The sequence below is a fragment of the Kaistia sp. UC242_56 genome (assembly GCF_044452255.1).
Taxonomy (GTDB): domain Bacteria; phylum Pseudomonadota; class Alphaproteobacteria; order Rhizobiales; family Kaistiaceae; genus Kaistia; species Kaistia defluvii_A.
On sequence record NZ_JBIOAN010000001.1, the window covers coordinates 117,921 to 130,289 of the forward strand.

A 12,369-nucleotide genomic window follows, 5' to 3' on the forward strand; every position below is an offset into this window, starting at 1 on the left:
TAAGCAATAAAGGCTAACGAACTGCGAGCGGCGATAGGGCCCCCCGGCGGCTCAGCCGGGGAGAGCCACCCCCGCTTCCTTCAACCGGCTCAGGATCGCGAACCGCAGGTCGGAGCGGACTGTAGCGCCGGTGGCGATATCCGCGAGATAGCAGCGCAGCTCGAAATCGAGCGACTTCTCGCCGAAATTCAGGAACAGCACGATCGGCTCGGGATAGCGCAGCACCAGCGAATGGTCCTTGGCGGTTTCGAGCAGGATTGTCTTCACCGCCTCCGCATCGGACAGCTTGCTGACCGTGACCGGCAGGATGATGCGGCCCGACCGATCGCGCAGCACCATGTTCTTGACCACGCCGGTGATCAGGCTCGAATTCGGCACGATGACGGTGGCACGATCGAAGGTCTCGATCTCGGTGGCGCGCACATTGATGCGCTTGACCGTCCCCTCCTCCGCTCCGACGGTGATCCAGTCGCCGGCGCGGATCGGCCGCTCGGCCAGCAGGATCAGGCCCGAGACGAAATTGTTGACGATCGCCTGCAGACCGAGACCGATACCGACGGAGAGCGCGCCCGCGACGATCGCGATGTTGGAGAGATCCAGCCCGGCATAGCCGAAGGCCAGCGTCGCCGCGAAGATCATGCCGACATAGCCGAAGGTCGTGCGGATCGAATTGCGCAGGCCCGAATCCAGCCGCGTCGTCGGCAGGAACCGGGTGTCGAGCCAGTTCTGGATCGAGCGCGTGACGACCAAGCCGACGATGAAGACGGCGATGCCGGCGACCAGCGTCGACAGCGAGATGGTGATCGAGCCGATCTTGAAGCCGAAGAACAGCTGGCGGATCGTCTCGAACAGGCCGGAGGAATCCACGCCCCACTGCGCGACGATGGCGAGGAAGGCAAAGCCGATCAAAACCAGATGCGCCGCGCCATTGGCCAGCACGCCGGCCTGTGTCACCGAGCGCGGGGCGAAGCCGACCGAGGAGATCAAGCGGCTGCCGACCACACCATCGCGCCGGAACGAGGCAGCGGTCAGCTCGTCGGTCAGCTTCATCAGCAGATAGAGCAGCGAGATGACCACCGCGACCCAGACCGTCTGCGTGGTGAGGAAGCGGCCCAGCGCGACATAGCCCATCAGGTTGGCGATGATGGCCGCCCCGGCGGAAAGGCCGGCGACCAGCAGCGCGAGCCGGCCCAGGCCGTATTCCTCGTCGGCGGGGTCGTCCGTTTCCTCCTCGTCCGGCGTGTTGCGCCGGGTCAGCACGCGAACCATGCCGATGACGAGGATGGCGATGACGATCGACAGGATGCCGTCCAGGGCGATGACGAACTGCAGCGAGGCCAGCGTCACCTTGGCGAAGCTCTGGTGGACGATCACCAACGCCTCGAGCGCCGCGATCGCGACCGAGAGATGGAAGGCGCGGGTGGCGACGGCATCGTCCAGCGCGACCAGCCGCCAGGTGCTGCGCGTCGGCGCCAGCAGCGCCCGCGACACGCCAAAGGCGAGCGAGAAGAACACGATCGCCGCCGTTGCACCCGTCCATACCAGATCGATGCGATAGGGCATCAGATCCAGCGCCTTCAGGATCGACTGCACGGCGGTCAACACGATCAGCGGCAGGAAGGCATTAACCGCCACGATTGCGGCGGCGGACATCACCTTGGTCCGCATGGTCGGCTGCTGGTCGGCGGTCGGCCGGCGTAGCTTGGAAAGCAGGAAGCGTCGTCCCGGCACCAGCACCATGATGATCAGCGCCAGCAGGCTGACGAAGATGGCGATCACCGAGCGGTCGCTGCGATTGGCGACGACGCCGGCCCATTCGCCGACGACCGAGCCCGAGCGGCCGACGATCGAGGGGACGTCGGTGGCGGCGTCGCCCCAGAGGCCGGGGTCGATCAGGCTGGAATTGCGCTCCAGCAACGCGGCGGTGAAGCGGGTTCGCCGGCGTTCGCCGATCTGGGACAGCGTGTAGGAACCATGCGTCGCGACGGCGAGCGCCTGTTTCTGGAAGCCGGCCAGGTCCGCCAGCTGCTGCTGCGCCTGCTGGCGGTTCGCCTTGGCGGCTTCCGATTCCGCCGCCTCGGTGGTCTCCGTCGGCTTCAGCTGCTCGAACTGCGCAGTCGCGGCCTCGACCTTCGGCGTCAGCGTGTCGGCAAAGGCATTCGCCGCCAGCACGATGTCGGTCGCGTCCTGCTTGTAGCGCCGGAAATCGGCATCGGTCACGCCCGGCTGGTCGATGGCGAGATCGATCCGTTCCAGCGTCGCGTTCCAGGCGTCGATCTGCTTCTGCGGGTCATCCGGCTGGGCCCAGGCCAGCCCGACCGCCAGAACCGCGAGCAGGAAGGCGGCGACCGCCAGGCGCAGCAGCGCGGCCAGGCAGGCGCGGGGCGCGAAGCGATAGGCGGACGGGCGGTGGAGGGCGGCGGCGCTGAACAAGCAGATCTCCGGGCAGGCAACGAAACGCGTCATGCGCTTGCCTGAGCTATAGGATGAAAGATGACGAGAATAGGGATTTAAGCTGCAATTTGCGGAGGGTGCACGCGCTCCATGTTACGCCCGGCCGGGTGGCGCGGCGGCGACGGCACCCCATATGCGACCCTCGAGCCATCGCGAAGGAACCCCGCTTGCCCAGTGATCAGAACCCCGAGGACCAGACGGCGGCGTTCTTCCGGACCCGGTCCGCCTCGGCGATCCTGGCCGATCTGGGTTCGGTGCTGAAGAAGGACCGGGTGAGCCTCGGCGACATGGTCGATGCGCTGGGCGAAGCGGGCCTCGGCCTGACCATCCTGATGCTGGCCCTCCCTTCCTTCATCCCGATCCCGGGCCTGCCGACCGGGTTCGTCTTCGGCACGGCGCTCGCCATCCTCTCGCTGCAGATCATGGTGGGCGCCGATCGGTTGCTGCTGCCGCAATGGCTGCGCCGGCGCAGCCTCCCCAGGGGCCCGGTGGTAAGCGGCGGCGCCTGGATCGCGCCCTGGTTCAAGCGGGTCGAATGGATGCTGCGGCCGCGCTATTCCTTTCTCGCGGGCAAGCTGGCCTATTTCATCCTGGCTGTGCCGATCTTCGTGCACGCCGTGATGATCCTGCTGCCGATCCCGCTCGGTAACCAGCTCCCCTCGCTCGCCGTCATCGTCTTCGCCTTCGGGCTGATCGAGCGCGACGGACTGGCCGTGATCGTGGGCTGGGTGCTGACCGTGATCGCGATCGCCTGGAACTCGGCGATCGTCTTCTTCGGCGCGGAACTGTCGCTGTTTCTCTACCGCTGGACGGCGGATCTCTGGGCTTCGCTCTGAAGGCAGGCCTTTCGTCAGACGGGCCTGTCCCCAGGCTTCAAAGGGCTTCGCCCGGCCAGCGTCGGACCTCGCCGAATTTTCTGCGCACCTTGCCCCGGATCGACTTGCGCCACGAAAAAATCGTGCTAGCCTTGAGTGAGAAAAGGTTTTCTCAGTCGGCCGCTGGCGGCGGGACGCTCCCTCCGCCTTTTTTAAGCACCACTTGAGAAAACCTTTTCTCTACAAAACAGGCCGCCGCTCGAACGGACGGCCGGGGTCAGGAAACAACGGCATGAGCGACGGCAGCGACAACGTGTTTCAGCCCGCCCGCAGGCGGCCTGTGACGTTGCGCGACGTCGCCGAGACGGCTGGCGTCAGCGTCGCCACCGCCTCGAAGGCGCTCAACGACCAGGGCCGCATGACCGTCGAGACGCGGACCCGCATCCGCAGCGTGGCGCTGCAGCTCGGCTTCCGCCCGAACGGTCTCGCCCAGAGCCTGCTCCGCCGGCGCAGCTTCACCGTCGGCCTGCTCACCAACGACACCTATGGCCGCTTCTCGCTGCCGGTGATGGCCGGCGTTTCCGAAGCACTGCTCGACAATGGCGTCTCGGTCTTTCTCTGCAATGTTGAGGACGACCCGCGCCTCGGCCAGATGCATGTCGACGCCATGCTGGAAAAGCGCGTCGACGGGATCATCGCCTCGGGCAAGCGGCTCGACCGCCACCTGCCGGTCGATCTGTCCAATCTTGGCATTCCCGTGATCTATGCCTTCACCAACCCCGACCCCGACACCAATGCGATTGCCTTTGTCTCCGACGATGCCGGCGGCGCCCGGCTCGCCGTCGAGCATTTCGTCGCGCTGGGCCGCCAACGCATCGTGCATGTGACGGGACCGGAGACCTTCGAGGTCGTGCACCAGCGCGCCGGCGCTTATCGCGCCGTATTGGCCGAACAGGGCATGGCGCCGCCGCGCGTGCTGATGGGGGCCTGGTCGGAAGGCTGGGGGCATCAGGCGGTGGCCAAACTCTTCGACGCCCCCGGCGAGAAGCCGGATGCCGTCTTCTGCGGCAATGACCAGATCGCCCGCGGCGTGGTCGATGCGCTGCGCGAACGGGGGCTGCGCGTACCCGACGATGTCGGCGTCGTCGGCTTCGACAATTGGGAGATTGTCGCTGCCGCCACGCGCCCGCCGCTCACCACCGTCGACATGAACCTGACGGCGCTCGGCCGCGAGGCCGGCCTCACCTTGCTTTCGCTCGTCGACGGAAAGCCCGTCGAGCCGGGCATCCGAAAACTGCCGTGCCGCCTGGTGGTGCGTCAGTCATGCGGTCGTCCGCCGGGCGACTAGGGTTTACCTGTCACGGTCTCGGGAGGAGCCTGGACCGGGGACATACAGGGAGGGAAGACCATGAAAAGACTGACAAGCCTGCTGGCCGCGACAGCCACGCTGCTTTCGATGACGGCGCTCGCCTCTGCGGCCGAAACCGCCAATATCTGGGTCCGCGCCGACGGTTCGAACTTCATGCCGCAGATCGTCGAGGCCTTCAACAAGAGCCACGAGAACCAGATCAAGCTCGACATCATCCCGAATGGCGAGCTGGTCCAGAAATACGCGACCTCGGCGGCGGGCGGCACCGCGCCGGACGGCCTTTCGCTCGACCTGATCTACACGCCGGCCTTCGCGGCCGCCGGCCAGCTCGAGGACATCACCGACTGGGCGAAGTCGCTCCCCTATTTCAAGGAATTGTCGCCGGCGCATGTGAAGACTGGCACCTACAAGGACAAGATCTACGGCCTGCCCTTCTCCGCCGACAGCTCCGTGCTGATCTGGAACAAGAAGCTGTTCAAGCAGGCGGGCCTGGATCCCGAAAAGGGACCGACCAACTTCGCCGAGATCGCGGCGGATGCTGAAAAGGTCGCCGGGCTCGGCGGCGACATCAAGGGCTTCTACTTCTCCGGCGCCTGCGGCGGCTGCAACATCTTCACCTTCACGCCGCTGATCTGGGCCTCGGGCGGCGACATCCTCAGCGAGGACGGCTCCAAGGCGACGCTCGACACGCCGCAGATGCGCGACGCCATCGCGCTCTATCGCGGCATGGTCGAGAAGGGCCTGGTTCCGGAAGGCGCCAAGACCGATAGCGGCGCCAACTTCTTCGCCGCCTTCGCCGCCGGCAATATCGGCATCGCCCCGTCCGGCGCCTTCGCCATCGGCGCGCTCAACACCCAGTACAAGGACATCGACTACGGCGTGACCTTCCTGCCTGGCAAGGATGGCGGCTCGTCCTCCTTCGCGGGCGGTGACAATTTCGTCGTCACCAAGGGCACGCCGAAGCTGGCCGTGCTGAAGGAATTCCTCGATTACGCCTATTCGCTCGAGGGCCAGACGCTGCTCGCCAGCCGCGGCAGCCTTCCCGTCCGCGGCGACCTCGCCAAGGAAGCGCTGAAGGATCTCGACCCGCGCTACCAGATCGCGGCGGAAGCGATGGCCAAGGGCCGCACCCCGTACAGCGTCGTCTTCAACGACATCATCAACAGCGCCAACGGCCCCTGGGCGCAGATGATCAACGAGGTGTTCTTCGGCGACGACGTCGACGGCGCGATCGCCAATGCGCAGGAAACGATGCAGGGCATCATCGACGCCGGCACCGGTCAGTAAGGCCACTCGATCGGCGGGGGCGCCAGCTGCGCCTCCGCCGTCCGCCAGCCTCGCTCGCGAAGGAAATACCCATGTCCTCGATCACGGCCAAGGCGGGCGCCATGTCCTCCCAGCCTGTCCGCCGACGCGCGAAAGTCGACCGCAGCCACTGGGTCGGACTGCTCTACATCGCCCCGGCCATCCTCCTGGTGACGGTGTTCTTCGTGATCCCGCTCGGCATGACCGCCTGGATGTCGCTGCACAACTGGCCGCTGATGGGCCAGCACCGCTTCATCGGCCTCGACAATTACGTCGCCATCACCAAGGACGTCCGCTTCTGGAACGCCCTCAAGTTCACGCTCTACTACACGGTGATCGTCACCATCGCGATCTTCGCCGTCGCTTTCCCGCTGGCGCTCTTCGTCGAGAAGCCGCGGCCGATGGCGAGCGTCTATCGCACGGCCTTCTTCATGCCCGTCGTCGTCGGCTTCGCCTCGGCAAGCCTGCTCTGGGCCTGGCTGCTTAATGTCGATAGCGGGCTCTTCAGCCCGGCGGCGCAGATGCTCGGCCTGACGGAAAAGAAGTTCAACCTGATCGCCACCTTCAACCCGGCCTTCTGGTCGATCATCGTCATGGTGGTGTGGAAGGTGGCGGGCTTCACCATGGTTATCCTGATGACCGGGCTGCAGTCGATCCCGACCGAGTTGCAGGAAGCCGCCAAGATCGACGGCGCCAATGCCTGGCAGCGCTTCCGCGCCATCACCCTGCCGCTGATGCGCCGGACCGTCGCGCTGGCGCTGATCCTTTCGGTCGCCGGTTCGATCCTCGCCTTCGACCAGTTCTACATCCTGCTGCGCGGCGGCCCGCGCAATTCGACGATCACGGCGGTGTACTGGATTTTCAACCAGTCCTTCGTCTCGTTCAAACTCGGCTACGGCGCGGCGCTGTCCATGGTGCTGCTGGTCATCCTCGTCGTGCTGAGCCTGATCCAGCTCCGGCTGCTGCGTAACCCGGAGGGCACATGATGGCCAAGGCATCCTCCATGGCGAAGACCAAGCACGGCCAGGGCGGCTTTTCCGCCCGCCTCGTCGGCGAGCACGGCATCGGCCTGTTCCTGTCGATCCTGTTCATCGCGCCGATCGCCTGGGCGATCCTCTCCACCTTCAAGCCGCCTGCCGAGGCGCGGCTGCCGCCGATCCCGCCGTGGCCGACCACCGGCTTCTCGCTCGAGAACTATGTGACGCTCGACAGCTTCGGCGCCGGGCTCTGGCACTCGGCCCAGAACAGCATCTTCGTCGCCGGCTCCAGCGTCGTGCTGACGGCGGTGATCAGCCTGCTCGCCGGCTATGGCTTCTCGCGCTTCCGCTTCCCGTTCAAGAACCTGTTCTTCATCCTGATCCTGTCGACGATCATGATCCCGTTCCAGTCGATCCTGACGCCGATCTTCCTGATCCTCTCCTGGCTCGGGCTGCAGAACACGCTGACCGGGCTGATCCTCGTCTATGTGACGCTGCAGATGCCGTTCTCGATCTTCATGATGCGCAACGCCTTCGACGCGGTGCCGAAGGAGATCGAGGAAGCCGCCCGCATCGACGGCGCCACCAATTTCGCGCTGCTGACCAAGGTGATGCTGCCGCTGGTCTGGCCGGGCGTGGTGACGGTGGGGCTCTTCGCCTTCCTCAACACCTGGAACGAGTTCCTCGCCGCCCTCGTGCTGATGACCGACCAGGGCAAGTTCACCCTGCCGATCATGATGACCGCCGTGCAGTCCGGCCGCTTCGGCGCCGTCGACTGGGGCGCCGTGCAGGCGGGCGTCACCGTGATGATGATCCCCTGCCTGATCCTCTTCCTGCTGCTGCAGCGCTACTACATCCGCGGCCTGACGGCCGGCGCGGTGAAGTAGCCCTCCCCCCGACCCAAGCTTCCAAAGAACAGGAGTCTTCCATGAGTGCCCTGCCATCCGCCGCCCACGACGTGCCGCGCGCCCGTTTTCGTCCGCCCGCAGTTCCCCAGGTTGAAGTCCGCGGCTTCTGGGGCGCGCGCGTCGACGCCGTCGCCGACAAGACCGCCGACATCCTCTACCAGCGCTGCGTCGAGGCCGGCATGCTCGACCAGATCGACCCGGACCGGCCCGTGCCGGCGCTGCGCATCCCGTTCCACCCGAACGGCACGGTTACGATGCAGATGTTCTGGGATTCCGATCTCGGCAAGACGATCGAGACGGCGGCCTATTGCGTCTATCGCAAGCCCAATCCGGCGCTCGAAGCCAAGATCGACGCGGTCATCGACATGTTCGAGAAGCTGCAGCAGGAAGATGGCTACCTGTCGAGCTGGTACCAGCGCATGGAGCCCGGCAAGCGCTGGACCAATCTGCGCGACTGCCACGAACTCTATTGCGCCGGCCATCTGATCGAGGGCGCCGTCGCCTACTACCAGGCGACTGGCAAGCGCAAGCTGCTCGACGTGATGTCGCGCTATGCCGACCATATCGGCACCGTGTTCGGCCCCAATCCCGGCCAGCGGAAGGGCTATTGCGGCCATGAGGAGCTGGAGCTGGCCCTGGTCAAGCTTGCCCGCGTCACCGGCAATCACAAATACATGGATCTCGCCAAGTACATGGTCGACCAACGCGGCCAGCAGCCGCACTATTTCGACGAAGAGGCGAAGGCGCGGGGCGCCGATCCGTCCGAGTATCACTTCAAGAACTACGAGTACAACCAGGCGCACAAGCCGGTACGCGAGCAGGACAAGGTCGTCGGCCACGCCGTCCGTGCCATGTATCTCTATGCCGGCATGGCCGACGTCGCGACGGAATATGGCGACGACGACCTGCGCAAGGCGCTCGACCGGCTCTGGGACGATTTGAACTCCAAGCGGCTCTACGTCACCGGCGGCCTCGGCCCGTCGGCCGATAATGAGGGCTTCACCTCGGACTACGACCTGCCGAACGAGACGGCCTATGCCGAGACCTGCGCCGCTGTGGGCCTCGCCTTCTGGGCCAACCGCATGCTCGGCATGGGTCCGAACACGCGCTATGCCGACGCCATGGAACTGGCGCTCTATAACGGCTCGATCTCCGGCCTGTCGCTCGACGGTTCGCTGTTCTTCTACGAAAACCCGCTCGAAAGCCGCGGCGGCCACAATCGCTGGAAATGGCACCGCTGCCCGTGCTGCCCGCCGAATATCGGCCGCATGGTCGCGTCGATCGGCACCTACATGTACGGCCAGGCCGAGGGCGAAGTCGCCGTCCACCTCTATTGCGACTCGACCGCAACGCTCGACATCGGCAGCGGCGAGGTCAAGCTGACCCAGAACACCCGCTATCCCTGGGACGGCGCGATCGGCATCACCGTCGATGTCGACAAGCCGACCCGCTTCGCACTCAACCTTCGCATCCCGGCCTGGTGCCGCAAGGCGACGCTTTCGGTCAATGGCGCGCCAATCGATCTGAAGGGTGTGACCGAGGACGGCTATGCGCGGATCGAGCGCGAGTGGAAGGCCGGCGACGCCGTCCAGCTCGATCTCGACCTCACCGTAGAGCAACTGCATGCCCATCCGGAAGTCCGCCAGGACGTCGGCCGCGTCACGCTGAAGCGCGGGCCGCTGGTCTATTGCCTGGAGGGCATCGACAACCCGCTGTCGCTGAACCGCATCCGCGTTCCCGCCGCATCGAGCTTCACGGCCAATTTCGAGCCGGGCCTGCTCGAAGGCGTCGTGACGCTGGCGGCCGAGGCGGAAGCAGATGCCACGGGCGACTGGAATGGCGATCTCTACCGCACGGCCCCGCCGGCGACCGAGACCGTACCGATCAAGGCCGTGCCCTACTATGCCTGGGACAATCGCGAGCCGGGCGAAATGCTGGTCTGGCTGCGCGGCGGCTAGGCCGCGCAACTCCGGCTGATCGACAATGGGCGCCGCCACCCTCGGGTCGCGGCGCCTTTTTATGTCAGGCCCCCTCCGCCGCCACCGCGAACTCCCCTTGCGTGGAACGGAGGATGGCCTCCTGCCGTTCTAGCGGGACAAGCGTCACCGGCTCTGGCGCAGCGGGCACAGTTCTCTATGCTCGGCCAACTTTGCGTCGCACAGGGATGATCCGCGTGTTCTTTCTTATCCGCCTGGCCATATTCTACTGCGTGATCGGCGTCGTGATCCTGCTGGTGCAGCTCAGCTTCACGACCTGCGAACGCCCGCTCGTGCTGGATGACGGCACCAGCGCGACGCATGGCCCGATCGAGCTCAGCCGCATCGGCAAGGACAGCGATTACACCAAGCGCCTGGCCAAGGACGTCGTGTTCTGGGGCCCACGCGCCTTCGACTTCGTGTTCAAGGGCGACGTGTCGGTGAAGAACTTCCTGCTCGCCACCGACTGCAAGCGCTAGGGCGCGGAGGCGCCCGGCGTCAGATCACGACCAGCGTGGTCTTCGACGGCACCCGGTCGTAGAGATCGATGACGTCCTGGTTGAACATCCGCACGCAGCCCGAAGACGCCGACTTGCCGATCGTGCGCCATTCCGGCGAGCCATGGATGCGATAGAGCGTATCAGCGCCGTCCTTGTAGATGTAGAGGGCGCGGGCGCCGAGCGGGTTCTGCAGCCCGGGCGGCATGCCGGTGCGCCACTTCTCCAGCTCCGGCTTGCGGCCGATCATGGCCGAAGGCGGCGTCCAGGTCGGCCATTTCCGCTTCCACTGCACGACCGCGCGGCCCTTCCAGGAGTAGCCCTGGCGGCCAAGCCCGACGCCATAGCGCATCGCCTTGCCGTCCTTCAGCACCAGATAGAGGTGCTTCTCCTTGGTATTGACCACCAGCGTGCCCGGCGCCTCGCCGGTGGGGTCATCGACCAGCTGGCGCAGATATTTGGCATCCACGGCCTCGTGGCGAATGGCCGGCAGCTTGAAGTCGCCATCCGTCACGGCCGCGTACATCCGCGCATAGTCGCTGGCGTTCGCCGCGGGCTCGACAACGGCGACCGGCTCGGCCACGGCGGGCTGGGGCTGCAGCCCCGGGGCAAGCGGTGCGAGACTGGGCTCGGCACCCAGTTCCTTGGGAACCTGCGCGCAGGCGGCGAGCGCCGACACACCGGCAAGGGACAAGCCGGTCAGGAACGACCGGCGCGATAGAACGGTAGACACGGGAACGGAAACCTTGGATGGAAAAAGGATGACCCAGCTGGCAGCAGCGGGTCTTGGGGCGTCTCCTACCGGCTCAAATGCGCCGGGAATAGGGTTAACGGCCCCCGTCGCGCCGCAGGGCAGCTATGCGGGACGGATGTGGCGCAATTGACACATACTTCCCCATGGTTGCACAATTAAGATATCGCACGCGCCGACGTCCAGGCTGTGCGCGGCCGTGCGGGATCGCTATAGCTGTTCTCGCGTCCATAGAAACAGCCCGGCGATCCATCGGTCGCGGAGGACGGGCCGCCTCAAATAGGACGACATAGCAAGCGACGCTGAAGCGGAAGCCATCTGGGAGGAGGCGATGTCGAAGCCGGAAATCGCACAGCATGCCGACAGGATTCAGCTGGCCATCCGATCGGGCGAGGCGGCGACGTCGGCGCTGGTCGCCTCGTGGCAGCGTTCGGCCCGGCTGCATCAGCTCGACCCGGCCGAGCGACGGCAACCGTCCCGCCTTAGCGACCAGGAGCTGACGGTCGCGCGCCAGCGCATGGAGCCGCTGCTCCGCGCGGCGCAGGCGAGCCTCGACCGGCTCTATCTTGCCGTGGGCGGCATGGGCTGCTGCGTCCTGCTCGCCGATGCCGACGGCATCCCGGTGGAGCGCCGCGGCGCCGACGCGGACGCCGACACCTTCGAGGACTGGGGCCTCTGGACGGGCTGCGTCTGGAGCGAGGAGAGCGAGGGCACCAACGGCATCGGCACCTGCCTCGTCGAACAACGGGCCCTGACCATCCATCGCAACCAGCATTTCTACACCCGCAACACGGCGCTTTCCTGCACGACGGCGCCGATCTTCGATCATGAGGGCCGCCTCGCCGCCGCGCTCGACGTTTCCTCCTGCCGCACCGACCTGACCGAGGAGCTCGTCAACCTCGTCGCCATCGCCGTCGGCGAAGCGACGCGCCGGATCGAGGCCGAGAATTTCCGCCTGGCTTTTCCCGACGCCCGCATCCTCGTCGCGCCGACGGCCGAGTGGTCGCCGAGCGCGCTGCTCGCAGTCGACAGGGACGATATCGTCATCGGCGCCACGCGCGCCGCCCGCCATGCCTATCGCCATCGCGAGGCGCTGATCGGCCAGCCCTTGCCGCTTGGCGATCTCGGCGACGAAACCCGCTTCGACGACGGCTTGCGGCATGCCGAACGGATCATCCTGGAGCGGGCGCTACTGCGCTCCGGCGGCAATGTGACGGCGGCGGCCCGCCAGCTCGGGGTCTCGCGCGCCACCCTGCACCGCAAGCTCGGCAAGCTGGGGCTCGAGCGTTCCCACTGAGTATTGCACCGCACAGTGTC

At 66.1% G+C, this 12,369-nt stretch carries 10 protein-coding genes; 8 read left to right on the top strand and 2 right to left on the bottom strand.

Annotated elements, in window-relative coordinates; translation table 11 throughout:
• Positions 1–51: 51 nt before the first annotated feature.
• Complete coding sequence (locus ACHMWQ_RS00575; RefSeq protein ID WP_396305992.1) at positions 52–2,466, bottom strand: DUF3772 domain-containing protein; 2,415 nt, start codon at positions 2,464–2,466, stop codon at positions 52–54.
• Between the two features lie 155 nt (positions 2,467–2,621).
• Between ACHMWQ_RS00575 and ACHMWQ_RS00580 the strand changes: the two genes are divergently transcribed.
• From ACHMWQ_RS00580 to ACHMWQ_RS00610, 7 genes are all read left to right on the top strand, one after another.
• Complete coding sequence (locus tag ACHMWQ_RS00580) at positions 2,622–3,290, top strand: exopolysaccharide biosynthesis protein (protein ID WP_396305993.1); 669 nt, start codon at positions 2,622–2,624, stop codon at positions 3,288–3,290.
• Positions 3,291–3,561: 271 nt separating this feature from the next.
• Entirely contained in the window at positions 3,562–4,617 is a 1,056-nt protein-coding gene (locus ACHMWQ_RS00585) for a LacI family DNA-binding transcriptional regulator (RefSeq protein WP_396305994.1), read from the top strand.
• Positions 4,618–4,725: 108 nt separating this feature from the next.
• Positions 4,726–5,925 (top strand): ABC transporter substrate-binding protein, encoded by a 1,200-nt coding sequence (locus ACHMWQ_RS00590; protein WP_396306315.1) that lies wholly within the window; start codon positions 4,726–4,728, stop codon positions 5,923–5,925.
• Positions 5,926–5,996: 71 nt separating this feature from the next.
• Positions 5,997–6,929 carry a carbohydrate ABC transporter permease gene (locus tag ACHMWQ_RS00595; RefSeq protein WP_396305995.1) on the top strand — a complete coding sequence of 311 codons (933 nt, stop codon included), beginning with the start codon at positions 5,997–5,999 and terminating at the stop codon, positions 6,927–6,929.
• A 17-nt stretch (positions 6,930–6,946) separates the two neighbouring features.
• Positions 6,947–7,807: a carbohydrate ABC transporter permease gene (locus tag ACHMWQ_RS00600; protein WP_354554216.1), complete on the top strand. Its 861-nt coding sequence runs from the start codon at positions 6,947–6,949 to the stop codon at positions 7,805–7,807.
• A 41-nt stretch (positions 7,808–7,848) separates the two neighbouring features.
• Positions 7,849–9,786 carry a glycoside hydrolase family 127 protein gene (locus tag ACHMWQ_RS00605; RefSeq protein ID WP_396305996.1) on the top strand — a complete coding sequence of 646 codons (1,938 nt, stop codon included), beginning with the start codon at positions 7,849–7,851 and terminating at the stop codon, positions 9,784–9,786.
• A gap of 215 nt (positions 9,787–10,001) precedes the next feature.
• Entirely contained in the window at positions 10,002–10,283 is a 282-nt protein-coding gene (locus tag ACHMWQ_RS00610; RefSeq protein ID WP_354553670.1) for a hypothetical protein, read from the top strand.
• Positions 10,284–10,302: 19 nt separating this feature from the next.
• Here the strand turns inward: ACHMWQ_RS00610 and ACHMWQ_RS00615 are convergent, their stop codons facing one another.
• Complete coding sequence (locus ACHMWQ_RS00615) at positions 10,303–11,034, bottom strand: L,D-transpeptidase (RefSeq protein ID WP_396305997.1); 732 nt, start codon at positions 11,032–11,034, stop codon at positions 10,303–10,305.
• 349 nt (positions 11,035–11,383) lie between these two features.
• Here ACHMWQ_RS00615 and ACHMWQ_RS00620 point away from each other — a divergent pair, with 349 nt between their 5' ends.
• Complete coding sequence (locus tag ACHMWQ_RS00620) at positions 11,384–12,349, top strand: GAF domain-containing protein (protein ID WP_396305998.1); 966 nt, start codon at positions 11,384–11,386, stop codon at positions 12,347–12,349.
• The last annotated feature ends 20 nt before the right edge of the window (positions 12,350–12,369 follow it).